17 protein-coding genes, 1 other RNA gene and 1 pseudogene are annotated in these 23,908 nt (G+C 60.0%); 9 read left to right on the top strand and 10 right to left on the bottom strand.

The genetic code is table 11. The features are described 5' to 3' along the window. Positions 1 to 13: 13 nt before the first annotated feature. The 4 genes from HMPREF2751_RS05500 to HMPREF2751_RS05515 all read left to right on the top strand — a co-directional run bounded on the left by HMPREF2751_RS05500 (position 14) and on the right by HMPREF2751_RS05515 (position 6,207). Positions 14 to 1,258: a dicarboxylate/amino acid:cation symporter gene (locus tag HMPREF2751_RS05500; protein ID WP_049189588.1), complete on the top strand. Its 1,245-nt coding sequence runs from the start codon at positions 14 to 16 to the stop codon at positions 1,256 to 1,258. Positions 1,259 to 1,381: 123 nt separating this feature from the next. Continuing rightward, positions 1,382 to 2,830: a threonine synthase gene (thrC, locus tag HMPREF2751_RS05505; protein WP_070595649.1), complete on the top strand. Its 1,449-nt coding sequence runs from the start codon at positions 1,382 to 1,384 to the stop codon at positions 2,828 to 2,830. A 135-nt stretch (positions 2,831 to 2,965) separates the two neighbouring features. Continuing rightward, positions 2,966 to 4,702: a thiamine pyrophosphate-binding protein gene (locus HMPREF2751_RS05510; RefSeq protein WP_246823156.1), complete on the top strand. Its 1,737-nt coding sequence runs from the start codon at positions 2,966 to 2,968 to the stop codon at positions 4,700 to 4,702. A gap of 86 nt (positions 4,703 to 4,788) precedes the next feature. Further along, positions 4,789 to 6,207: an MFS transporter gene (locus HMPREF2751_RS05515; protein ID WP_371325899.1), complete on the top strand. Its 1,419-nt coding sequence runs from the start codon at positions 4,789 to 4,791 to the stop codon at positions 6,205 to 6,207. Positions 6,208 to 6,236: 29 nt separating this feature from the next. Here the strand turns inward: HMPREF2751_RS05515 and HMPREF2751_RS05520 are convergent, their stop codons facing one another. The 3 genes from HMPREF2751_RS05520 to HMPREF2751_RS05530 all read right to left on the bottom strand — a co-directional run bounded on the left by HMPREF2751_RS05520 (position 6,237) and on the right by HMPREF2751_RS05530 (position 13,136). After that, positions 6,237 to 8,450, bottom strand: coding sequence for a hypothetical protein (locus HMPREF2751_RS05520; protein ID WP_070595651.1), 2,214 nt, complete (start codon positions 8,448 to 8,450; stop codon positions 6,237 to 6,239). Between the two features lie 98 nt (positions 8,451 to 8,548). Further along, positions 8,549 to 11,731: a bifunctional [glutamine synthetase] adenylyltransferase/[glutamine synthetase]-adenylyl-L-tyrosine phosphorylase gene (locus tag HMPREF2751_RS05525; protein WP_070595652.1), complete on the bottom strand. Its 3,183-nt coding sequence runs from the start codon at positions 11,729 to 11,731 to the stop codon at positions 8,549 to 8,551. Between the two features lie 64 nt (positions 11,732 to 11,795). Continuing rightward, entirely contained in the window at positions 11,796 to 13,136 is a 1,341-nt protein-coding gene (locus HMPREF2751_RS05530; protein WP_005511085.1) for a glutamine synthetase family protein, read from the bottom strand. 140 nt (positions 13,137 to 13,276) lie between these two features. Between HMPREF2751_RS05530 and panB the strand changes: the two genes are divergently transcribed. Together panB and HMPREF2751_RS05540 are read left to right on the top strand one after the other, a co-directional pair. Further along, on the top strand, positions 13,277 to 14,086 hold the full coding sequence (panB, locus tag HMPREF2751_RS05535) for a 3-methyl-2-oxobutanoate hydroxymethyltransferase (RefSeq protein ID WP_224783789.1): 810 nt from the start codon (positions 13,277 to 13,279) through the stop codon (positions 14,084 to 14,086). A 30-nt stretch (positions 14,087 to 14,116) separates the two neighbouring features. Then, positions 14,117 to 15,940: a CYTH and CHAD domain-containing protein gene (locus tag HMPREF2751_RS05540; protein WP_070595653.1), complete on the top strand. Its 1,824-nt coding sequence runs from the start codon at positions 14,117 to 14,119 to the stop codon at positions 15,938 to 15,940. Between the two features lie 10 nt (positions 15,941 to 15,950). On the opposite strand, the gene HMPREF2751_RS05545 is transcribed toward HMPREF2751_RS05540, so the two are convergent. Beyond that, on the bottom strand, positions 15,951 to 16,154 hold the full coding sequence (locus tag HMPREF2751_RS05545) for an SPOR domain-containing protein (protein ID WP_016423068.1): 204 nt from the start codon (positions 16,152 to 16,154) through the stop codon (positions 15,951 to 15,953). A gap of 263 nt (positions 16,155 to 16,417) precedes the next feature. Between HMPREF2751_RS05545 and HMPREF2751_RS05550 the strand changes: the two genes are divergently transcribed. Further along, the gene (locus HMPREF2751_RS05550; RefSeq protein WP_048732617.1) at positions 16,418 to 17,581 is read left to right on the top strand and encodes a galactokinase family protein; all 1,164 of its coding nucleotides are present in this window, start codon (positions 16,418 to 16,420) and stop codon (positions 17,579 to 17,581) included. Between the two features lie 10 nt (positions 17,582 to 17,591). Here the strand turns inward: HMPREF2751_RS05550 and rnpB are convergent. From rnpB to cobC, 5 genes and pseudogenes are all read right to left on the bottom strand, one after another. Continuing rightward, positions 17,592 to 18,056, bottom strand: an RNA gene (gene rnpB / locus HMPREF2751_RS05555) — RNase P RNA component class A. A 59-nt stretch (positions 18,057 to 18,115) separates the two neighbouring features. Further along, a pseudogene (locus tag HMPREF2751_RS05560) lies at positions 18,116 to 18,781 on the bottom strand (histidine phosphatase family protein); the annotation flags it as partial. Positions 18,782 to 18,805: 24 nt separating this feature from the next. Continuing rightward, a complete protein-coding gene (locus HMPREF2751_RS05565; protein WP_016423071.1) occupies positions 18,806 to 19,549 on the bottom strand; it encodes a zinc ribbon domain-containing protein in 744 nt (247 codons plus the stop codon). Between the two features lie 5 nt (positions 19,550 to 19,554). Next, complete coding sequence (locus HMPREF2751_RS05570) at positions 19,555 to 20,742, bottom strand: Nif3-like dinuclear metal center hexameric protein (RefSeq protein WP_049192886.1); 1,188 nt, start codon at positions 20,740 to 20,742, stop codon at positions 19,555 to 19,557. Between the two features lie 69 nt (positions 20,743 to 20,811). Next, positions 20,812 to 21,945 carry an aminotransferase class I/II-fold pyridoxal phosphate-dependent enzyme gene (gene cobC / locus HMPREF2751_RS05575; protein ID WP_070595654.1) on the bottom strand — a complete coding sequence of 378 codons (1,134 nt, stop codon included), beginning with the start codon at positions 21,943 to 21,945 and terminating at the stop codon, positions 20,812 to 20,814. Between the two features lie 35 nt (positions 21,946 to 21,980). Here cobC and HMPREF2751_RS05580 point away from each other — a divergent pair, with 35 nt between their 5' ends. Beyond that, the gene (locus HMPREF2751_RS05580) at positions 21,981 to 22,661 is read left to right on the top strand and encodes an HAD hydrolase-like protein (RefSeq protein ID WP_049192884.1); all 681 of its coding nucleotides are present in this window, start codon (positions 21,981 to 21,983) and stop codon (positions 22,659 to 22,661) included. Between the two features lie 68 nt (positions 22,662 to 22,729). Continuing rightward, complete coding sequence (locus HMPREF2751_RS05585) at positions 22,730 to 23,233, top strand: low molecular weight protein-tyrosine-phosphatase (RefSeq protein WP_369707166.1); 504 nt, start codon at positions 22,730 to 22,732, stop codon at positions 23,231 to 23,233. Here the strand turns inward: HMPREF2751_RS05585 and HMPREF2751_RS05590 are convergent. Then, on the bottom strand, positions 23,230 to 23,811 hold the full coding sequence (locus tag HMPREF2751_RS05590) for a GtrA family protein (RefSeq protein ID WP_042388795.1): 582 nt from the start codon (positions 23,809 to 23,811) through the stop codon (positions 23,230 to 23,232). The two genes, HMPREF2751_RS05585 and HMPREF2751_RS05590, sit on opposite strands and share 4 nt — an antisense overlap. Between the last annotated feature and the right edge of the window lie 97 nt (positions 23,812 to 23,908).

Raw genomic sequence — 23,908 nt, forward strand, 5'->3', positions numbered from 1 at the left:
ACAAGGATTGACTATGAGTACCCGAATGCGTTTTACGCAAACGCTCCTATTCCGCGTTATTGTCGCGATTATTCTGGGCATTGTCTGCAGCTTTTTCTTCCCGGAATGGCTGGCTCGAATTTTTGTCACTTTCAATGGCCTCTTTGGTAACTTCCTGGGCTTCTTTATCCCGGTGCTGATTTTTGCCCTCATCACGCCGGCGATTGCCAGCCTGGGCCGCGGCGCCGGAAAGTGGCTGGGTATTACCACTGCTATCGCCTACGGCTCGACGGTGTTCTCGGGTCTATTGGCCTACGCCGCCACCCAGGGGCTCTACCCTTGGCTGCTCGGCGCTGACCAAGCCGGCGCATCGGTGGATATTGATGAGGGCGCGCTGGAGAGCTTCTTCAATGTGGAGATGCCACCGCCGTTTGACGTCATGACCGCCCTGTTGCTGGCTTTCACGGTCGGTGTGGCGATGACCACCGTGAAGTCGGACTCGCTCTACCGCGGTGCGACGCAGCTGCGCGACGTGATTATGAAGATCATCTCGGCGTTTATCATCCCGCTGCTGCCGATTTACATCTTCGGCATGTTCCTGTCTATGGGCATGAACGGCAACCTGACCACGACGCTGTCGATGTTCTTCAAGGTGCTGCTTCTGGCAGTCATCGGCACCGTGCTCCTGTTGGCAATCCAGTTCTCCATCGCTGGCGCCATCGCTGGCCGTAGCCCGTGGACGTCCCTGAAGAACATGCTGCCGGCTTACGTCACCGCACTCGGCACCTCCTCCTCGGCCGCTACCATTCCGGTGACGTACAAGGCCGCGCTGAAGAATGGTGTCTCGGAGAAGGTCGCTGGCTTTACCGTGCCACTGTGCGCAACCATCCACCTGGCCGGTTCGATGATGAAAATCACGCTGTTCGCATTTGCCGTGATGTTCATGGCGGACAAGCCGCTTTCGCCGGGCATGGCCATCGGCTTCATTCTCACTTTGGGTATCACCATGATCGCGGCTCCGGGCGTTCCAGGTGGCGCAATTATGGCCGCGGTCGGAGTGCTGCAGTCCATGCTGGGCTTCGATCAGGAGCAGGTCGCTTTGATGATTGCCGCCTACATCGCCATCGACTCCTTCGGTACCGCATGTAATGTCACTGGAGACGGTGCAATTGCCATGATTGTTAACCGCTTTGCCAAGGATGATGTCATCGACCGTTCCGAAGAGCTCAGCTTCGACGCTGAAGAGGCCAATTCCGCATCTTCCACAACCGAGGCCTAACTGGCTTCGGTGCATATGTAAAAATTAAAGAAAACATCCACCGGTCAACCCCGTCGCAATCTTTCAAAAGGCCTTCTTATGGGCCGATGCGGCGGGTGTTGGCATACATGTAAGGGGCCCGCCTTGGACTTCATTTCGACTCGCGACCCAGAGCGCACGCCGCACAAGTTCTCAGGCATTCTCCTGGGAGGTCTCGCTAACGACGGTGGCCTCTACCTGCCGGTCGAGTACCCACAGGTTGACGATGCCACTTTGACGCGTTGGCGCTCCGTGCTTGTCGACGACGGTTACGCAGCCTTGGCTGCAGAGGTCGTCAGCCTTTTTGTGGACGACATTCCACTGGAGGATTTGCGCGGTATCTGTGCACGGGCGTACACCTACCCGAAGTTCTCCGATCCGGATATTGTGCCGGTGACGAAGCTGGAAGATCAGCTCTACATCGGTCACTTGTCCATGGGCCCCACAGCGGCATTCAAGGATATGGCGATGCAGCTGCTCGGTGAGTTCTTCGAGTATGAGCTGGCTCGTCGTGGCGAGACCCTGAACATCCTCGGCGCCACCTCTGGTGACACGGGTTCCTCGGCCGAGTATGCAATGCGCGGCCGTGAGGGAATCAGCGTGTTCATGCTAACTCCGGCTGGTCGAATGACCGCGTTCCAGCAGGCTCAGATGTTTGGTCTGCAGGATGCCAACATTCACAACGTCGCCCTCGACGGTGTCTTCGACGATTGCCAGGACATCGTTAAGGCCGTCTCCGGTGACTTGGAGTACAAGGCCAGCCGCCACATTGGTGCAGTCAACTCGATTAACTGGGCTCGCCTGATGGCTCAGATCGTGTACTACGTCTCCTCGTGGATTCGTGTCACTGGCGGCAACGGTGCTGAGGCGAACAACGCGCAGAAGGTCAGCTTCAGTGTGCCGACCGGCAACTTCGGTGATATTTGCGCCGGCCATATTGCGCGCCAGATGGGTGTGCCAATTGACCGCCTGATTGTGGCTACCAATGAAAACGATGTCTTGGATGAGTTCTTCCGCACGGGTGCCTACCGCGTGCGCAGCGCTGCGGAGACGCAGGCTACCTCTTCCCCATCGATGGATATCTCCCGCGCGTCTAACTTTGAGCGTTTCATCTTCGATCTGCTGGGGCGCGATGCTGAGCGCACTGCAGACCTCTTTGGTGTCAAGGTCAAGGAGGGCGGCTTCTCGCTTACTGCTGATCCAATCTTCCCAGAGGCTTCTGCCCAGTACGGTTTCCTCTCCGGTCGCTCGACTCACGCTGACCGCGTCGAGACCATCAAGGACTGCTGGGAGCGCCTAGAGGTCATGGTCGATCCGCACACCGCTGACGGTATTCACGTCGCCCGCGGCCTGGTAGACCAGGTATCCACCCCAATCGTCTGCCTGGAGACCGCCCTGCCGGTAAAGTTCTCCGAGACCATCCTGGAGGCCACCGGACGCGAGCCGGATTGCCCGGAGCGTTTCGCGGACATCATGAATGCCCCGCGCCGCGTTACCGAGCTGCCGAATGATGTCGATGTGGTGAAGAAGTTCATCGACGACAACGTGGCTTAAAACCGGGCATAGCCCAACGTCACCCCCATCCGCGCAGCAGCGATGTGGAATAGTGCCCTCTTTTTTAAGGGCAAACGGCATTATCTTGGGCTATAGGGCTGTTATTACCCCCGTGATTACCTCACAATTGTTCACATGAGTTTCACTCGAGTTAATAGCCGTCCTATGCCCCACGCGCCCGCATCTTCCCCGCAGGAAGGTTCCCAAAAGACAACCACGGTCTCGCGGGCGCTGGCCGACACACTGGCCCAGCACTGCGACCACTGCTTCGGTCTCATCGGCAACGCGAACTCCCACTTCACGTCAGCCCTTACTGAATCGGGATTCGGCTACTCCTCCGTCCGACACGAATCGGCTGCTGTCGGGGCCGCCGATGCCTTCCACCGTGCAGGCGGAGGGCTTGCTATCGCGACCGCTACTTGCGGCGCAGGATTCACCAATGCGCTAACCACTCTGGCCGAGGCCCGAGTAGCCCGTATTCCGCTGATTTTTGTCGTCGGCACGCACCCGGAACGCCCACGTCCCTTTGACCTTAATCAGGCGGCGCTCCTCGACGCCCTCGACGTCTGTCATCGCACCGTTACTCCCGAGTCCGCGCTTGACGACGCAAACTTTGCGGTCCAGCACGCACTGAGTTCTCGGCAGCCTGTCGTGCTGCTGCTCCCCTATGACATCCAAGAAGCACCGATTACGGCATCTGCGTCTGAAACACAGTCGACTAATCAGGAGCATCTGCACACCGGCCGACCAGAATGGTTGGAGTCAACTGTCGCGTCGCTGGCCGAGGAACTGCAAACTGCCCGTCGCCCACTCATTATTGCTGGTAGAGGTGTGCTGCTCTCTGATACCGCAGAGCTAGTCCGCCGCATCGGGGACAGCGTGGGGGCACTGTTTATGCACTCAGCGATGGCTCGTCATGTGCTTTCCAGTCCGTGGCAGATTGGCACCGTGGGCGGTTTTGCGCACGCGTGGCAGGTGGAGCTAGCTCGACAGGCCGATGTGGTGCTGTTCCTGGGAGCAAGCTTCAACGCTTTCCAAAACCGTGGCGGCAACATGTTTGCACCGGACGCGAAGATTATCCAGGTTGTCGACGAGCCCCATCCCGCTGCTCAGCCGTCGGTGACACCGCTATTGGCTAAGTTGGAGGAACTTCTGCCCGTACTGGCAGAGCAGCTGGAGAAGTCCCGGGGGTCGTCGTCAAGCACATGGCGTGCGGAGTTGAAGACACTGCCGACGACAGCGGAGGTCGAGTCGCTGACGTGCGCGGATGGCCGGTTGGATCCGCGGGCGTGCCTGCAGTATCTGAATCGTATCCTGCCCAATCAGCGCGCTGTGTGTACTGACGGTGGCCATTTCCTGGGGTGGGTTCCGAAATATCTTGATGTGCCTGGTCCGCAGCAGCAAGTGATTGTGGGCACGGCGATTCAGTCAATTGGTTTGGGCATGGGGTCACTTGTCGGCCTCGCGGCGGCACGCCCCAAGGACTATTGCGTGCTAGTCGCCGGTGACGGTGGCGGCACGATGGGTATTGCGGATTTACCTGCGGCGATTGAGCAGCTGCGGCGTGGTCGTGGCGGTTGCGTGGTGTTCATTAACGATGCTGCCTATGGCGCGGAGCTGCACCAGTTTGGCGATGTCGGGTTGGACACCTCGTCCATGGAGATTGCCGACTACGACTTCGCCGCAGTCGGACGTGCCTATGGCGCTCACGGTTTCAGTGTCGGCGAACCTGAGGACTTTGCCCAACTCGACGCCTACTTCCATGACGTTTCCAACTCCGATGAGGCTTCCGTTGCCGTAATTGATTTCAAGGTCTCACGGCTGGTGGTCGCGGACTTCGTGAAGGAAGTTCTGGCTAAGGCACAAAGGTAGTTTGCCGCAGGCATGATCGGGGCCATCTAGGCCCCGGTGCGACCCCTCTTCAGGCCGGTTGGTTGATGGGGTCTACAATATGGCGAGTGGTAAAGCAGCGTAACGGTAAAGATCAGATTTCATCAACAGATCAGCCCGCCACCGCAGTGGCAAAGGACCCGCGCGAGCATGTCACTGGTCGCGCGATTGCCGTCTGGCTGGCGGCGCTGATTACCTACATCGTTGCCATCGTCGGCCGCACCTCCATGGGTGTCGCTGGCGTCGAGGCGCTCGATCGCTTCCATATCAACGCCTCCCAACTCGCGCTGTTCACCGCCGTGCAGGTTGGCGTCTACGCCCTGGCGCAGATTCCGACGGGCATCATCATTGACCGCGTCGGCGCCAAGAAAACGATGGTCGTGGGCGCACTGATCATGGCACTGGGCCAGGTCATCATTGCGTTCACGACATCGTATCCGCTGGCTGTCATTGCTCGTGTGTTCATCGGCGCCGGCGATGCCACCGCATTCCTCGGTGCTATGCGGCTGCTTCCCGCGTGGTTCCCACTGCGCGTCACTCCGCTGTTCACGCAGCTCACGGCTGGTCTTGGCCAGCTCGGCCAGTTCATCTCTGCGGTCCCGTTCCTCGCGATTCTGCACGCCGCGGGGTGGGTGCCCGCGTTCTTGTCGCTGAGCACCGCGGGTCTTCTCATCGCTATCGTAGGCATGATCGCGCTTGCCGACGTCCCGGAGAACTCCTCCACAGCCAAGATGTCACTTCGTAAACGCCGCGCCGCCGAGAAGGCCGCGAAAACGGCTGCCGATGGCGGAGCCTCTGCCGCAGCCGATGAGAAACTAACTATCGGCCAGACTCTGAAGATTGTGACCACTCACCCGGTGTGCTGGCAGGGTTTCTTCACTCACTGGACTGGTTTGATGCATCAGTGCATCTTCACATTGCTGTGGGGCATGCCTCTGATGATGCTAGGTATGGGTCTTAAGCCCTCCGAGGCCAGTGTGGTGCTGGTCGTTAACACGCTGTCAGTAATTATCGCCGGGCCGTTGATGGGCATGGTCTCGGCACGCACCGGCCGCGACCGTATCAAGGTTGTTGTCGCAATCGCGTTTATCAACATGGCCGTCTGGCTTGTGTTCCTGGCACCGAGCAACCCACCAGCGTACTGGGCAATTATCGTAGTCAACATCCTAATGGCCGGTCTTGGTGCAATGTCCAACTTCGGCTTTGACTCAGTGCGCGAAGAGGTCGATCGCAAGGTACTCGCCACCGGCACTGGGTTGGCGAATATGGGCGGTTTTGTGGCCACCATGCTCGCTGCACAAGGTGTCGGCTTCCTGCTGGATATTGCAGCTCCCGATGGAAATTACACCTGGGAGACCTTCCGCATTGGCTGGTTGGCTGTCGTCGGTGTGTGGGTGATTGGTTTCGTTGGCCTGCTGGTGGCAAAGCGTGCGGCGGCACGCTTTGTCGCCCAGCAGAGCCGTTTTGAGCTGGAACCTACGGAGTAGGAACTACAGGAAGTCGAGAGACGGAGCGGCTAGAACAGCGAAAGCTGCTCTGGTCCTTCCAGTCCCTCCGAGTCATCCGAGTCCTCCGATCGCCCAGAGGAGTCTGCGCGGCCGCTATCCGCCGTGCGTTCGCTGCCATCGGTCTGAGCACCATGGGAAGCGCGCTCACCGGTGTCAGTTTCGGAGGCTGCGTTCTCCGGGACGTCGTCAAGCGAAGGCGTTGATGCTACGGCCTCACGCTCATACATTTCCTGCAGCTTCTCGGTCTTGGTAATGCGGACTAGCTCGGCGTAGATGACCAGCTTCATAGAACTATTGACCAGTGGCCCCAGCTGGGAAAACAGGACATCGACGTCGCCGTCAACCGCGAGGCAAGCGCGACGCAGGCTCTCCTCGGAAACAATCCAGCGAGAAGTTTCCGCGCAGGTTTCGCGGTCGCCGATGAAGTCCAACGCGAGGGCAACCTGGTTGCTGGCGACGCCATCCAATGTGGCAGCCAGGCGCTCGTTAGGTGCGGCATCCTTGAACAGGCGGGCAATCTGGACTGCCTCCGCCGTCGGCACCTGGCCAGCGGCATACTCAGCGATGAGTTCGGCCATGCGCTGAGCACCGACGTGCTGATCAGTCAGCCAGATGTCGTGCAAGGCATACATGATGGCCATGGCTTGCCAGGAGGCGTGCCCATGATAGAGAATGCCCAAGATGCCGGCCTGCTCCAGCAGCCAACCGACCATCGCTTCCCCATCGGCGCCATTGCGAGCGCAGAGGTTGTCGACATTCCAAGCCATATGCCCTTCGACGCAGCAGCCATAGAACTTCTGATCTTCCTCCAGCTGCGCGGCCAGTGACACTACTTCACGCGCGGCATACGGGTAGCCGTAGGCAAGGGTGGCATGCGACAGATCATCGACCCCCATGGTCACCCACGGAAACTCGCCGTGCCACGGACCGCGACCAACGAGGAAGCCCGCCGCGAGATACGCCCATCGGGTCGAAGCATCGGCGTTGTACCAGTACTGCAGTGCGCGCGGCGTCGGATGCCCGCTGTCAGCGTGAATCAATCCCGCGTTGACCAGCATCTCCACAATCCAGGGTGCTGCGAAAGCACTCGCCCCTATTGACGCTGCGAAGTCCTGAATCCACAGCAGGCTCGATTCCTCATACATGTGCAACGGATCCTTCAGGCGCCCGTCGCCGCTGCCCGCAGCATCCATAAACGCCGAAGCAAACGCCACCGCAGCCACCGAAGCTTCGGTCAATTCCTTTGACTCCAGCGTTGCCGGGAAAGACTCCGTCGGATGCGGCTTACGAATCGACCACATGTCGCCCTTGAGCGCCAGCGCGACTGCACCCACCAGGCGGGCAACCACTGTCGATTCGTTGCGTGCTTCCGATTCTTGCTCAAATGTCGGCATCGCCGGTTCTTCTAGCACAGTCAGCAGCAGACGCTCTTCGGCCCAGCGCACCGCGTCGGCACGTAGTTCAGACCACATATAGGAGGGCAAGTACTTCTCGTCGGTTGCCATCCAGCGCAGCTCATTGCGAATATCCACCGGAGCTGTCATCACCAGAGCCCGCACCTTCACCGGATCGCAGAGGAAGCCTGCAATGTGCTCCACCTGGCGAGCCTGCAAATTTCGCACCGTTAAATCGCTGGCGTTCAGAGCTCGCGATGTGCCCTCTCCCGGCGCGTTATCCGGCTCCAGCCCCATGCGCTCCATACGGCGACTCAGCACATCCGCTGGCATATTCGCCACCAAGTCGGCGACGCGGAAGCTGAGGCTCGGTTCCGCCGGGAACACCTCCGAAATATGTGGCGGCACATGCCACACGCCCGCCGGTTCCTCCCACACGAGCCCCTGGCGCTGGCCACGGCGTAGCACATGCTCAAGCTGCTGCTTGCCGACGCGACGACGCTTGCGGTCAACGCCCTTCGGCGTATCGTGCGCCATCACGTCCGCATCCGATGCCCAATAGGCCACTTCTGTGAGGGTATCCAGCGATGCGGAATCCTCCAGAATATGAACCAAGTGCGCCACATCGAGAACATCGGGATCACAAAAAGACAGCGCCGTATGCGCTGAATCCTGTGACATCAGCAATTCCACCGCCTCTTGCCCAGCAGCTGAGGTATCAGCGGCTGGGCACGTGCGGCTCAATAAAAAACGCAGGTCAGTGCCATCGAGGTTGAGAATGAAATCCTCATACCTAGGGCGTACCGAGTAATCGACGTTGCGTTCCATAGCCCACCATTATGCCCGGTCGCCGTGCTAAGACAAAGGCTGCACCCCGCTGCCACATATTGAGCCTCGCAGCGAGGTGCGGCAGACCTCTGCCCGGCCTACTCGTGGTCGGGGTTCTCCTCACCCCAAAACACGCGATTGACGACACGGCTGGAGTGACGAGTCAGACGCAAATAGTGCTCAATAAAACCGTTGGAATCCGATGCTTCCCACCCCGCCGCACCTGCGACCTGAGTCAGCTGACGCCCCGGCTGTGGCAGCTGATCCGTGCGTTTACCACGCGTGAGCACCAGCGCATTGCGAGCATTCGTCGCCATCAGCCAGGCATCCCGAAGTGCGTCGGTATCTTCCGCATCTAGAATTCCGCGGTCTTTCAGCACTTCCAGACACTCCAACGTCGAAGTGTTGTGCAACTCCGGCACCTCGTGGGCATGCAGCATGGTTAGCAGCTGCACAGTCCATTCAATATCGGTCAGTGCACCGGAACCGAGTTTGGTGTGGGTACGCCGATCAGCTCCGCGAGGCAGCCGCTCGGAATCAACACGCGCCTTCATACGACGGACATCGCGGACCATCTTAGCATCAGCTCCGCCCTGTGGGTACCTCAGCGGATCGATGGCCTTAAGGAAGCGGGTGCCCAGGTCTTTGTCGCCGGCAATCCAGGTAGCCCGTAGCAGTGCCTGAATCTCCCAGGTTTCACCCCAGCGCTCGTAGTAGGTCACATAGGAATCCAGGGTCCTGACAATCGGGCCCGAGCGTCCTTCTGGGCGCAGGTCCACGTCGACCTCCAATGGCGGGTCCTGGCTTGGCTTTGCCAGCCGACGACGCAACGAGTCACAAATCCTGGTTGCCCACTTGACCGCCTCGGAATCGTCGACAAGCGGCGCTCCATCGGCGTCCTTGCGGGGTTCACAGATGAACATCACGTCGGCATCGGAGCCGTAGCCCAGTTCAGCACCGCCGAGTCGCCCCATACCGATTACGGAGATAACGCCCGGGACCTCCGAGTCAGGATGCTCCAGCGACCACGCACGGATTTCGGCGGCCAGGGCAGCTTCGAGCACGTTGTCCCACACCATCGACAGAGAGTGACAGACCTCTTGCACATCCATCAGTCCGAAAAGATCCGCGGAGGCAATTCGCGCGAGCTCTGCACGGCGCAACGCACGTGCCACACCAATGGCCTTAGCTGGACTGTTGTGTCGGGCAGCCGCTGCGACCAGCGCACGCCCGACTGCATCGGAGTCGGTATTCAGAAGCTTCGGCCCAGATGCACCGTCGCCGAACCGTTTAATTACGTCCGGCGCACTCATAATCAGATCAGACGCGTACGGCGAAGAACCGAGCACACGCATCAGCCGTTGGCCGACGACGCCCTCATCGCGCAGCGTACGCAGGAACCACGTTTCGTCGTGGAGCTTCTCAGAGAGCTTGCGATAATTGAGCAGACCCGCGTCGGGGTCTGGCGTCGACGATAGCCACTCCATCAGCGTCGGTAGCAGCATCGCCTGAATACGCGACTTGCGCGAGGTGCCCGCCGCCAGCGCAGAAAGATGCTCGTAGGCGCGATCCGGGTACTGATAGCCCAGCGCGGCCAGCTGGCGCTTTGCCGCATCGGCCGATAGCTGCAGGGTTCCAATGTCCTGCTCCACCACGGAGTTCAGCAGTGGACGGTAGAAAAGCTTGTTGTGCAGGGAGCGGATCTGTGAGCTGGCCAGTCGAACCTGCTTGGCCAGCGGTTTGCTGGCATCGGTGCCGCCCTCACCGACGATGCCAGAGGCGCGACCGAGCCACTGAAGAGCTTCGGTGTCGTCGTCGGCAGGCAACAAATGCGTCCGCCGCATCTTTTGCAGCTGCAGGCGGTGCTCCAGCAGACGGACGAACTCGTAGGCGTTAATCAGCGCGGCACCGTCTTCGCGACCGATATAGCCAGCCTCGACAAGTGCGTCGAGTGCCATCACAGTTGGCAGCACGCGGAGGCTATCGTCATAGCGACCGTGAACCAGCTGCAGCAGCTGCACCGCGAACTCGACATCCCGCAGACCACCGCGACCGAGTTTGAGCTCTCGGTAGCGAAGCTCTTCGGGGACGTTTTGGACCACGCGGGCGCGCATGCGCTGAACATCATCGACGAAGGATTCCCGCTGAGAGGCGGTCCACACCATCGGGGCCAGAGCATCGATGTATTCACGGCCCAGCTCGACATCGCCCGTCATCGGACGCGCCTTCAGTAACGCCTGGAACTCCCAGGTTTCGGCCCAACGTTTGTAGTAGGCGACGTGGGAATCCACGGTGCGTACGAGTGCACCCGACTTGCCCTCCGGGCGGAGATTCGCGTCGACCTCAAAGAAGCAGTGACAAGAAATCCGGATAAATTCGCTGGCCAAACGGGTGGCTCGGGCATCCGCCGGCTCTGCGACGAATATGACATCCACATCGGAGATGTAGTTCAGCTCTTCCGCACCGCACTTACCCATGGCGATTACGGCCAGGCGTGTTGAGACCGGCGACGAAGGAAAGACCTGTTGCACCGCGACAGAGAGCGCAGCCGTCAACGCCGCATCCGCCAAATCGCTAAGCGCCTCCGAGACCTGACGGAATGGGACTTGTGGCTGTCCCGGACGGCGAGGACCCCGTGGGTACGTGCCAGCCAAGTCGTAGCACGCAATACGCATGATCAAGTCGCGGTAGGCGCACTGCATCGCAACTTCGGCCTCACGGCCGGTTAGCTTCGCACGGTACAAACCGGGGCCTTCAAGCGTGGCGGGCGCAACGACGGGGTTGCGATACTCGGGATCCTCCTGCTTTTCCAGACTGGCCTCATCAGTGAGTTCGATGACCTCGGGCACAGCCCCGACGCTGGAGAGCATCTCGCGGAACATGTCTGCCTCAGTTGGAAACTCAGCTTGGAGCAGAACCCACTTTTCTGGGTGTGCAACCAGGTGATCGCCCAGTGCACTCGAGCCGCCGAGCAGCGCAAACATACGCGTACGTAGCGGCACCTGCTCGCGCATGGCTTCATCGAGACCGGACCAGGTGGCCCAGTTCTCCAGCTTTCCCTGCTGCTCCAGCTCGTCGAGAGCGCCTTTCAGCCGCACTAGCGCCATAAGCGCCAGCTTGGGGTCGCTGGCTCCGGCAAGACCCCACAACAGATGTAGGGACTCCTCGTTGTACCACCCCAAATCTTCCAGGTCAGCCCGCGTCCGATCGTCGTTACGCAAGCCCAGCGCTGCGGGCCGCGGCACTGATTGGCGAGATGTGCGAGGTCGATTCATCACCATTGAAACTGGTCACCCAAAAAAACAAATTAAAGACGAAAAAGGAAGGGGGGGCGGTACGGGGAAACTAGTAATCCAGAGTTGTGCGCAGCTCCCACTGCGTCACCTGACGCTGGAACTCGCGCCACTCGCGCCACTTATTGAGCAGGAAGAACTCGTAGACATGGTCACCGAGAGCATCGGCCACCAGATCGGAGCGTTCCATCTCCTGCAGCGCCACCTCCAGGGATGTCGGCAAATCGCGGTAGCCCATCGCACGTCGTTCCCGCTTGGTCAACTCGGAGATGTTGTCCTCTGCCTGCTCCGGAAGCTGGTAACCCTCCTTAATTCCCTTCAAACCAGCGGCCAAAATCACCGAGTAAGCAAGATACGGGTTACAGGCCGAGTCCAAGGAACGAATTTCCACCCGGCGCGAATGTGCCTTACCCGGTGAGTACATGGGCACACGCACGAGAGCCGAGCGGTTGGCCATGCCCCATGTCGCGGACGTCGGAGCCTCATCGCCAAATGCCGTGCGCTTGTAGGAGTTGACCCACTGATTGGTCACAGCGGAAATTTCGCTGGCGTGAGTCAGAATGCCGGCAATGAAACCCTTTGCGGTGTCGGAGAGCTGGTTTTCATCATCCGGGTCGTGGAATGCATTAGTGTCCCCTTCAAAGAGGGAAATATGAGTGTGCATGCCATTGCCCGGCAAATCCTGGAAAGGTTTCGGCATGAATGTCGCCTGCACACCATTTTTCATTGCAATCTGCTTAATGATGTAGCGGAAAGACATCACGTTATCCGCCATAGTCAGCGGGTCAGCGTAGCGCAGATCGATTTCCTGCTGGCCCGGCGCGTTTTCGTGATGGGAGAACTCCACAGGGATTCCCATGTCTTCCAACACCGTGATCGCTTCTTGGCGAAAGCGCGGTGCGCGGTCGTAGACCGCCTGGTCAAAGTAACCGCCATTGTCCGTTGGCACCGGCGGCTTTCCATCAGTAGCCAGACTCTCTACGAGGAAAAACTCAATCTCCGGGTGGATGAACGCGTGGAAGCCCTCGTCGGCAAGCGCCTTAATCTGGCGGCGCAGCACCTGGCGTGGATCTGCCCACGACGGCTGCCCGTCGGGCATGACAATGTCGCAGAACATGCGCGCGGACGTGATTGTGTCTTCTTTATGTAGGCGCGGCATGACCTGGAACGTCGAGGGATCCGGCTGCGCAATGGTGTCAGCCTCGGAGACGCGGGAAAAGCCCTCTACCGCGGAGCCATCGAAACCGATGCCCTCTTCGAAAGAACCCTCGAGCTCAGCCGGTGCGACGGCAACGGATTTCAGATACCCCAAAATATCGGTAAACCAGAGGCGGATATAACGGATATCTTGCTCTTCGATTGCGCGGAGGACGAATTCCTGCTGACTGTTCATACTTTCCAACGTTACCCAGGTGCCCGGATTCGCGGTACACATTTTGACCATCCGGCGTGGCTAGCCAACTGCCGCGCCCGTGTCATAACCGCTGCCCTCGTGGCCTCGAATTGCGGGTGACTATGGCATGCTCTATTGACATGAGCGGAAAAAAGATTCGTCTGAATAATCTGGCCGAATGGAAGGCTGAGTCTCGCCCCTGGGCAATGCTGACTTGCTACGACTACTCCACCGCGCGCGCTTTTTCCGCCGCCGGTGTCGAGCTGCTGTTGGTCGGCGACTCTGCAGCAAACGTTGTCTACGGCTACGACACCACCACCGAGATCTCGCTGGAAGAAATGATCCCGCTTGCTCGCGGTGTCGTCCGGGGCGCTGGCAACGCACTTGTGGTTGCCGATTTACCCTTCGGCACTTACGAGGCCTCCGATGAGCAGGCCGTGCTGTCCGCCGCGAAGATGATGCGCGAAACCGGCGCACACATGATCAAGATCGAAGGTGGCGTGCGTATCGCCCCGCGCATCCGTGCGCTGGTCAACGCCGGCATTCCGGTCATGGCGCACATCGGTTTCACCCCGCAGTCCGTCAACGCGCTGTCCGGTTTCAAGGTCCAGGGGCGCGGTGCGGGGGCGGACCAGCTGCGTGCCGACGCCCATGCGGTAGCCGATGCTGGTGCCGCGGCCGTGGTCCTTGAGATGGTGCCTGCGGATCTGGCCACCGAGATTACCCGCGAGCTATCCATCCCAACCTGTGGCATTGGCGCTGGTAACCAGTGCGATGGCCAGGTTCTCGTCTGGCAGGATGCCTTTGCAGTTCCGGCCGATGGCCGCAGGCCGTCGTTTAGTTCGGTGTTCGAAGAGGTCGGCGAGATGCTGACCAAGGGAGCGAAGCAGTATGTCGACCAGGTGCACTCCCGCGAGTTCCCTACTGAGGCGCAGAACTTTTCGGGTTAGCTCTTCGATTCGGGGGTAGAATTAGTGGTTATGGCATCTAAGTCTGGTTCTAAGTCCAAAACTCCAACTGCGGCGTTGGAGGTGGAATCTAAGTTCTCAGCTACCCCAGAAGTGGTAGCCCCATCGTTCGATTTCGTTCCACAGGTTGGCTCCACCACCACTGAGGTGCGAAATCTCTCCGCGATTTACCTGGACACGGCGGACCTGCGTCTGACCCGGTCCAAGCACACTCTGCGTCGCCGAACGGGCGGCCCCGATGAGGGGTGGCATCTGAAGGCGCCGGGTACCGGCGGTCGCCTCGAATATGGCGTCGGCCTGGAAGAGGGCTCTGTTAACGGTGAAGGCCGCGATGCTGACTACATCGTGCCTACCGAGTTGCTTGCTCCCGTGCGCGCAATTGTGCGCAATCACCCGCTGCAACCAATCGCGCAGGTAGACAATGAGCGCCACGTCACCACGGTGTTTGCCCTCGATGGCACGCCCATGGCGGAGTTTGCGGATGATCACGTCACGGCGACTTCCTTCCTCGATGGCGGCGAAACCACTACCTGGCGTGAGTGGGAGATTGAGCTGCTCGGGGATTGGGCAAATCACCCGGACGGTAAGGCCGTAATGGCAGCGATGTCCAAGGTCGCTGAGGTGGCTGGCGCCGTGCCGTCGGAAAGCCCATCGAAGTTGGCGACGGCGTTGGGTGACTCCATCGACTCCGCTCCCCTGCCGCCGGTTCCAGCGAAGCTGCCGAAGGGCACTCCGGGGCGCACTGTGGTCGATGCGCTGGCCGCTAACGTGGCCAAGATGGTCGAGTACGACCCGAAGGTACGCCGCGATGAGTTCGACTCGGTGCATCAGATGCGCGTCGCCACTCGCGAGCTACGCAGTCACATGCAGACCTTCCACGGCATTGTTGTGGGCGATAAGGTCGCTGAGCTGGAGAGCAACCTCAAGCAGCTGGCGGGTGTTCTCGGCGTGGCTCGTGACGCTGAGGTCGTCGCTATGCGCTGGGAAGAACTGCTGGCCAATCGCGAAAGCGCCGCTTTGGGCGAGGAGCTGCGCGCGAACCTTGTCGAGGATGTCCAGAAGGACTACGAGCGCGCCCATCACCGCGTTATTCTCGCGCTGAATTCCGGCGAGTACCTGCAACTTCTCGACGATCTCGATGAGTTCCTCGCCAATCCGCCAATTGCCGCAAATGCGGACGAGGCCGAGGCTGGGGAAAAGAAGTCTAAGAAGAAGGATGATTCGCTTGTCGACGGCGCGGAGGCCGCAGACTCCGAGGATACGTCGGCAGCTGGTTCCGAGGTCGCGGCTGAGGCTGATACTGCAGCCGCCGATGCAGCAGCTTCCACGACCTCAGACAAGGCCGCACCGGAGAAGGTAGCGGCACCGAAGGAACTCGACACCACTGCGGTGCTGCTCGATCACCTGCGCAGCGCGTTTTCGAAGTTCCGTCGTCGCCACAACCTGGTACTCGATGGCCGCGAGGATGCTGACCTGCCAGAGGCAGATCTGGACGAGCGTTACCACGATGTCCGCAAGGCTGCGAAGAAGCTCCGCTACAGCGCGGAAGCTGCTCAGAACGCGGACCTGCCGACCGAGAAGCTCTACGCTGCCTGCAAGAACCTGCAGTCAGTTCTCGGTGACTTCCAGGACACCTGTACTGCGCGCGACTTCGTGCTGGCTCGCGCTAAGCGTGCCTCCCGTGCGGGCAGGGACACCTTCGGCTACGGCGTGCTTTACCAGATGGAGTACTACGACGGTCTGAAGGCCCTGACTGAGTACGACGATGCCGTGGCAAAGGTTTTCAAGGCCTTCCGCAAGATGGAAAAGAAGATTAAGAAGGGCAAGAAGGCCTAAAGGCAAAGCCTTATTTCTCAGCTACGCCCCAGTCGTCATCTTCTTCATCCCAGTCGTCGGCCGCCTTGTTGCGCTCGGCGACTTTTTCCATGGCAGCGCGGGCTTCCTCTTCGGAATCGTAGGGGCCCATTCGGTCGTCCCAACCGGTTTTCTTCCCCTGAAACACCGTGCCCGTCGACGGCTGGTAGTACCACTTACTGCTGTTGTCGCTCACGATTTTTCTCCTCTTCCACATCGAGAACATGTCGAGTTATCAAGCGGTTCTGCCACCGCCAACTCCACACATAAGCAAACTTGCAGAGAGGCAACCATTTGCCTGCCATGTGCGCTGCGGCGACATAAAATCCCAGTATATAGGTTTGTCACTGTCCCCCGACCCGGGTATTATCGACGGAATTGTTCACCTTAGAACACAAGCGTTGAACGCGAACACTGCACACCAGCACTATGAGTCCGATCTCTGGAGAGGTTTCACCCATGCCCGCCGCACCCGCTGTCGTAAACGACGTCTTCGATGCCGTCGGTTCCAATGCTTCAGTTGCATACGCCCCGGGTTCCATCAACCTGTTGGGTGAGGACTGCGCGTCCTCCGGCGGCATGCTCCTAGCCACCGCCATTCCGGCCTATGCTGCGGTCGGTATCGAGGAAATCGACGAGCAGCAGCTCATTGTCGTGTACAAGCGCGAAACTACCAAGATGGATTTCCCGGATAGCGTCCCCGCCGCTTTTTCTCAGGTGCCGACCGCTGTCGCGGCTGCCATTGTCGCATTGCAACACTCGCTGCATCTCGTTCCGCGCAACAGCAACGGCCTGAAGGTCACCATTGCCTCCACCATCGCGCCAGGTCGCGGTTTTGGAGAGATTCCGGCAATTCAGTGTGCTCTCGCGCTGGCTCTCAATGCGCGTTTTGGCGACCGCGATGATGTGCCCACCCGCACGCGTATTGCCACCGCTATCCACGAGACCATGGTGCAGATTAAGGGACAGTCGTGGCCGCTGTACCCCTACACCACGGCGCTGCGCAGCCGCCCGGACAGCCTACTGTGCATCAACCACTCCGATGAGGCAGTCACGCAGACGGCGTTCCCGCAGTCGTTGGCGCTGACTGTCGCTTACTCCCCCGATGTCACCGGCGGTTCGCCCGACGAGGAGCGCTACGAGTTCTTCCAGCAAGCCTGCGCCGCTTTTGGCGTGCCGACTCTCGCTAGCCTCCCCGACTCACAGGAGCGGGTCGCGGACTGGGTGCGTGCTCGTCACGAGGTGCACCCGGACGACGAAGACATCCCCACCATCGGCCGTGCCATTCAGTGGCTTGACGAAGCCGACGCATCCTCTGACCGTGCCCGCGCAGTCATCGGCCACATCCGTCACAGCGATATTCAAGCAGCCATCGCAGGGGTTTCGCGCGATGTCAGTGAGCGTGGCTCCGCGCCGTCGGCAAGCTCTGTGCTGGGGCAGATTGCCGAGCTGACCGACACCATTGACTGCGAGAAGATTGCCCGTTGTGCGCCGTGCCCGGGTGCGTCGCTGGTGATGTGGTCCCACGTCGACGATGCCGATCGGATTGCCTCCGCGCTTAACGACGGCGGTTCCGAGACCATCCGTGTGGAGAACACTGCGGCCGGCGCGGTGGTCGAGTAAAAAGCTTGTGTGAACGAGTCGGCCTATGAGCCGGATTCTGTCCCTCGGCGCTCCTTTCGGAAAGCGCCGGGTGGCGATCATCCATCTCGGTCTGCCATTGCTGACAGCCTGAAGCAGCACACCCGCGAGTATCGGACGGGCAGCCCTCAAACACTCGCGCACGCGCACGACGAAGCATGCGCGATTTTGCCTTGCTCCTGGTGGGGTTTACCTAGCCGGTGCAATCACTTGCCCCGCTGGTGCGCTCTTACCGCACCTTTTCACCCTCACCGGATCTCCACAGCTTTACGTCAAAGACATCGGCTGTGCGCCCGGCGGTCTATTTTCTGTGGCACTATTCCCGCAGGTCACCCTGGGTTGCTGTTAGCAACCACCATGCCCAGTGGAGTCCGGACTTTCCTCGACAGCGGCCTGGACACACTCTGTAAAAGAGGCGTCCGGTTCCGTTAACTGCCGCGATCACCCGGCCGGCTCGCTCGAATGGTTAGTGTACCCGCCACAACCGCAATTCAAATAACCCGCCGTGCTCGGCTGCTAACCACGCAGGTAGCTGGTGTCGTTAATCAGCCGCACTGATGTCGGCCCATCTGCGTAGAACTCCGCGATGGAGAGGCTGGCCAGGTCCAAGTGCAGGCGAGTGAAGATTTCAAAGCCGCAGCCGAGCCCCTGGCGCAGCAGCGACTTGATTGGTGTGACATGGCTGACTACCAGCACATCCGAGGCACCGAATTGTTGAGCGATGCGCTCACGCGCGGCGCTCACTCGGCTATCGACCGTGCGGAAATCCTCCCCCTCCGGTGGCGCCACGGCCGGATCCGCAAGCCAGGAACTGTGCAGCTCAGGGGTGGCGTTGTGAGCCTCGGAGAAAGTCATGCCCTCCCACTGCCCAAAGTCGGTCTCGCGCAGATCCTCTTCAACGTGGATGTCCAGCCCGAGCGCTTTGGCTGCCGCCTCTGCTGTCTGCTGTGCACGACGCTGTGGAGAGGCCACAATCGCCGAGAAACTCATGTTGCCGCTATCGACCAACGTCGCCAGGTGACGTGCTGCCGCTTCCGCTTGCTGTCTGCCCACCTCTGTCAGGTCGGGGTTCGAACGACTTCCCGAGTACTCCCGGCGAATCGACATTGGCGACTGCCCATGGCGCAGCAGCACCAACCGCGTGGGATCCGTAGTCGCACCCGTCCAGCCCGGCGCGCTATCGCGCTTGTCTGCAGCCTGGCTCATTTACGCGCCTTTCACCGCTCCCAGCGTTTCCGCACGCACAATCATCGCGCCACATTCAGGACAAAACGTCACTTCTTCCGGCGCAAGCGTGGTGAATTCATGCACGGTTCCTACATCGAGCTCCATGAAGCAGGAACCGCAGGTGCGTCCGTTTAAGCGGGCAACGGGGATCCCATTAGCAAGCGCTAGACGACGGTAAAGCTTGGCTGCCGAACCATCAATGAGTTTGTCAGCCTCTTCGATTCGGGTCTCTGCGATGGAAATGCGCGCAATGAGGTCAACCTCGGCGTCGTTAAGCCTTTGCTTGGCGGCGACGATGTCATCGTGCGCCTCGTCGGCGTCGTATTCGTGCTCAGCGTCGACCTGATAGGCCTCCTGCATGCGCTCGTACTGCTGGAGTTCCTGTTCAGCGCGTTCGCGGCGGCGCTTGGTGGAGCGCAGGTCATGCTCGAGGTCACGGCGCGTGGATGCGTCTTCTGCGGCACCGAGCGACAGACGATCAGCCTTTTCGCGGGCTTTCAGCTTGTTGATGTCCGATTCCAGCTTGGCAATATCGCGGCCGATATCGGAGGCGCTGAGCTTGGAGCGCGCTGCCTCACTGGCCTGACGGCTGTGCTTTTTGCGCAGCTCCTGCAACTCGGCACGCTCGGGCAGAACGTTCTGGCGGGCGGTGAGCCCATCCAACAGAGTTTGGTTTTCCGCCTTTTCCAACATCGCAACTTGGATTTGTGGACTAAGCCTCATGGTCTTCACTTCCTTGCCTGTGTCGACGATTCTGCCACTGTCCAGGGATCGGTGCGCACCTCAAGGACCTCGGTCGCGACCCCGAGCCTCTCGGCCAGGATCTCTGCGGCCTGGTAGCACCAGGGGAACTCGCTGGCCCAGTGAGCCGTGTCCACCACGCAGAAGTCCGCGGTTCGCAGTGTCTCATCGACAGGATGATGCCGCAGGTCAGAGGTAACGAACGCATCGACGCCCATCTTTGCCACAGTGTCCAGGAAAGAGTCACCTGAACCAGATGCGACGGCAACCGTGCGAATCATCCGCTCCGGATCGCCTGCGCCTCGCACGCCCCATGCCGTTGCGGGCAGGCGCTCAGCCACACGGGCGACGAATTCCTTAAATGGCATCGGCGTATCCAGCGTGCCCACTCGCCCAATGCCCACAGCCTGCTGCGGATCCAAGCCGGTGGCCTGATTGTCCACGATGTCGAAGGCAGGCTCCTCATACGGATGCGCTGCAACGAGAGCCTTGACAATCGCCGCGCGCACGGACCGTGGCGCGACCATCTCCAGGCGTACTTCCTCGACATACTCAATCTGCCCCTCGGCACCGATGAAGGGATTCGCCCCGCTCAGCGGGCGGAACTGGCCGCGGCCGTTAATGCGAAACGCACAGCTGTCGTAGTCGCCGATAGTGCCCGCGCCCGCCTCAAACATGGCTTGCGCGACCTTATCGACGTGATCTGCCGGAACCTTCACTGTCCAGGTATCCAAGCCGGGAGCCGGCTGCGGAGCTAGCGGCGCACCCGGTTCAACTCCGAGAACCGTGGCCAACTGGTCGTTGACACCCGGTCGGGCGCTGTCAGCGTTGGTGTGCGCTGCAAAGAGAGCCACACCTGCCCGAATCAGCTTATGAATAATCCGACCCTTCGGTGTATCCGCCGCCACGGAATTCACACCACGCAGAAGCAGCGGATGGTGCACAACGAGCATCTGAGCACCGGAGGCAATCGCGCGATCTGCAACCTCGTCAGTGCAGTCCAGCGCCAACGCGATGCGACGCACCTCATCCTGCGGGTCACCGCAGATCAGGCCAACTTTATCCCAGCTCTCCGCCAGTGCTGGCGGGTAGGCCGCGTCCATCGCCGCACGCACGTCGGCAACGGTCACCACCGTGTTATTGCCCTCGGCACGGGTCTGCGCAGAGTCCGTCATACATCCATCCCTTCAACATGCATTTCTCTCCAGCTTCTCTTCCAGCGTAGTGAACTCTGCCCCGACCCATCAGTTCTGCGACAGCAAATCCGATACTTCCGCAATAAGCCGCCGCACACTCGTCTCGTCCCGCACAGCCAGCCGCCACCACGAACCGTCCAAACCGGCGAAGGTGTCGCAACGCCGCACGGCTACTCCGCGCGCAGCGAGCCGCTGTCTCAGGCGCTCGTGCTTGACGACGTCAACCTCCGCAGCGCCCGGACCATCATGCGTGCTCAGGGCAACCCCCGGGCGTGCCAGCACAAAGGGAGCCTTGGAATCCAACACCTGCCAGCCGGCGGCTACTAACAGCTGTGTCATAGCCTCGCGCTGCTGACCAATCTCAGCGCGGATTTGTGGCAACAGCTCTGCCTCGCGACGCGCGATTGCCGCCATAGCGGTAAGTTGCAGCGTGCCCAGTGGCCAGTGCGGACGCAGTCGCCCCAACTGCGCCAGGAGCTCAGGGGTTCCCAGCGCGTAACCACAGCGCAGGCCTGCGATTGCCCAGGTCTTAGTCATGCTGCGGAAAACGATGACATTATCGGGGATACTGTTCGCTTCCCCCGGCCTGCAATCAGCTAGCGAGCACCGCCGAATAATCTCACCATCGGCGATGTCCATAAATGCCTCATCCACGACCAAGATCCCACAACGGCTGGCGAGCCCCCGCAGGTCATCCGCTGAATGAGCAACACCGGTGGGGTTAGTCGGATTGCCGATGATGACCATCCGACCGTCAAGCTGCTGGGAATGCGGGGAGGAGGCGTTCTCGTGGACGTCGGCAAGCGTAGGCGTGAGCGTGTACGGCGACGGTAGTACCAGCGAATCCACCCCGACTCCCGCGGCGCGGAACGCGGCTTCAGGTTCGGTGAACTGCGGCTGGACGATGGTGGCGGGCAAGCCCAGGTGCGGCAAGAGCGAAAAGCCCTCGGCGACGCCGTGAAGAAGCAGAACCTCGTCGGCGCTGCGATTGTGATTGGCGGCGATGGCGGCGCGGACGTCGGCATCGAGCTGCGCAGACGGATACGCGGCAAGTTCTCCAAGGGACGTGGCAAGCGAGTCCTGCAGCCACTGCGGTGTGGTGCCGTGAACATTGACGGCAAAGTCCAGGTCAGCGCCATGGGCGGCCTGATCGCCGTGATAGCGCAGCGGGTCGTCTAACATGCCATCCAGCCTAATGACCTTTTAGGATGAACAATATGTCCACTGGCCATCGTCCCACTGTCCTTATTGATGTCGACGGCACCATCGCCGATTCTCTCCCCGCAATCGCACATGGATTCCGCCTTGCGTTGGAGGCAATTGACCACCCACTTCCGCCCGAGAGCTTTATCAACACGATCCCAGGCCCGCCAATGGTGGAGACACTCGCATCCCTCGGGCTTTCCGACGAACAAGTCGACCGAGCCTTCGCTGTGTACATGGAGCATCAACACGCCGGTGCTTGGCAGCGTGCCGAGATGTTCCCCGGCTGGCCGGAGCTCCTGCGCGATTGGCGGGCAGCTGGTGTCCAACTAGCCACTGCGACTTCCAAGGGCGACTACTTCGCCCGTAAAACCTTGGACAATTTCGGGCTTCTCGACGCCTTTGACTTCATCGGCGCCGCCAGCGACGACGGCTCACGACAGACAAAGACCGAGGTCATTGAGTACACGCTCAAGGAGTTGGGCATTGAAACCGATGAAGCAGTGCGTCCGCACGGTTCGGTCGTAATGGTTGGCGATCGCATCCATGATTTTGAGGGCGCCGCACAGTTCGGCATCCCCGCCATCGCTGTTAAATGGGGCTACGGCTCGGAATCTGAGTGGGCATCGGCAGCGGCGGTGGCGTCGTCGCCTGGGGACCTGAATCGTGTTGTGCGGGAAATGTTGTATCTTTAAGACTCGTCAACGATTAGTGACAATCCTATTTTTATTTTCCGAGAAGTTTGGTTTTGCCTATTATGCTTATGAACTCGTCGCATCGTACTGAGTCCGTGTACGTCGTGTTTGTCTGCTCCGGAAATATCTGCCGCTCCCCCATGGCTGAAATCATCGTCCGTGACGCGGTTGAAGCCAATGCGCTTGCCGACGATGTCCTGCTCGCCTCCTGCGGAATCGGCGGCTGGCATGTCGGCGAACCCGCCGACGAGCGAGCGCAAGCCGAGCTGGAAAATGCTGGCTACGATCCGAACCACACCGCGGCACAGCTGGGCGATGAGCACATGGATGCAACGCTTTTCATCGCCATGGATGAATCGCACATCAATGGTCTACTCCACGCTGGCGTGCCAAAAGAGAAGATTCGCCTGATGCGTTCCTTCGACCCGGCATCCCCGAAGGGGGCCGTCGTGGCTGATCCTTACTACGGAGGTCCGGAGGGATTCGTCCGCACTCGAAACGAAATTGAGGCCGCGACGCCGGGAATCATCGCATGGTTGCGTGAGACTCTGGCGCTGGCCTCTGAGCGTTAAGGTTTCAAAACAACCTTTTCTTTTGTTTTGCTGGCATTGCCCCGGTTTCGAAACGCCCAAATCTTATTCAAGATGAAGTTAGCGGGCGTACCCAAGATGACGCCGATGAGGTTTGCCCAGTAGAGGCGGTTTCTAAAGCCGGTGGAGTCGTCGAAAATATCCACCGGCAGTGCCAGTGGCGAGGTGGGGTTAGTCAGCAGCGTGATGACAACCAGGTTCACAATCAGTGCTGAGATACCTGCAAATAAAAACGGGAAGAACTGTCTAAACCAGTTCGGGCGATTGTCAGTTCGGAAGGTCCAGGACCGGTTGAGCTGGAAGTTCCAGATGTTAGCCACGACAAACGCCAGAGTTGCATAGACGTGGGAGTAACGGATATTCCACCGCGTTCCGAACAAGTTCATAAACACGTCGTGCTCATTGGTGCCCAGACTGAGGCCCAACTTGCGGGCAATAATCACGACAATCAGGTTGACAACCACACCTGTGCCGCCGACCAGGCCGAACTTGATGAACTGGCGCGAGACTGTGCTGAAGCGGCGTGAAGGCGAAGATTTCGCTGTTTGCGTGCCCACCACGACACCTCTCTTTCCATCTATCCCCGGGTAGATTCCCCGTCAAATACGCTCAAATAACTTTACCCGAAGTTCACTCAATCTCCGCACCGCCAATCAC

This window comes from Corynebacterium sp. HMSC063G05 (assembly GCF_001810555.1).
Classification (GTDB): domain Bacteria; phylum Actinomycetota; class Actinomycetes; order Mycobacteriales; family Mycobacteriaceae; genus Corynebacterium; species Corynebacterium jeikeium_D.

Bases quoted from the DNA above. Each gene is read 5' to 3' on its own strand.
- HMPREF2751_RS05500 (WP_049189588.1), top strand. From the start codon at position 14: ATGAGTACCCGAATGCGTTTTACGCAAACGCTCCTATTCCGCGTTATT.
- HMPREF2751_RS05510 (WP_246823156.1), top strand. From the start codon at position 2,966: ATGAGTTTCACTCGAGTTAATAGCCGTCCTATGCCCCACGCGCCCGCA.
- HMPREF2751_RS05520 (WP_070595651.1), bottom strand. From the start codon at position 8,450: ATGGAACGCAACGTCGATTACTCGGTACGCCCTAGGTATGAGGATTTC.
- HMPREF2751_RS05525 (WP_070595652.1), bottom strand. From the start codon at position 11,731: ATGGTGATGAATCGACCTCGCACATCTCGCCAATCAGTGCCGCGGCCC.
- HMPREF2751_RS05530 (WP_005511085.1), bottom strand. From the start codon at position 13,136: ATGAACAGTCAGCAGGAATTCGTCCTCCGCGCAATCGAAGAGCAAGAT.
- panB (WP_224783789.1), top strand. From the start codon at position 13,277: ATGAGCGGAAAAAAGATTCGTCTGAATAATCTGGCCGAATGGAAGGCT.
- HMPREF2751_RS05540 (WP_070595653.1), top strand. From the start codon at position 14,117: ATGGCATCTAAGTCTGGTTCTAAGTCCAAAACTCCAACTGCGGCGTTG.
- HMPREF2751_RS05550 (WP_048732617.1), top strand. From the start codon at position 16,418: ATGCCCGCCGCACCCGCTGTCGTAAACGACGTCTTCGATGCCGTCGGT.
- HMPREF2751_RS05565 (WP_016423071.1), bottom strand. From the start codon at position 19,549: ATGAGGCTTAGTCCACAAATCCAAGTTGCGATGTTGGAAAAGGCGGAA.
- HMPREF2751_RS05570 (WP_049192886.1), bottom strand. From the start codon at position 20,742: ATGACGGACTCTGCGCAGACCCGTGCCGAGGGCAATAACACGGTGGTG.
- cobC (WP_070595654.1), bottom strand. From the start codon at position 21,945: ATGTTAGACGACCCGCTGCGCTATCACGGCGATCAGGCCGCCCATGGC.
- HMPREF2751_RS05580 (WP_049192884.1), top strand. From the start codon at position 21,981: ATGTCCACTGGCCATCGTCCCACTGTCCTTATTGATGTCGACGGCACC.
- HMPREF2751_RS05585 (WP_369707166.1), top strand. From the start codon at position 22,730: ATGAACTCGTCGCATCGTACTGAGTCCGTGTACGTCGTGTTTGTCTGC.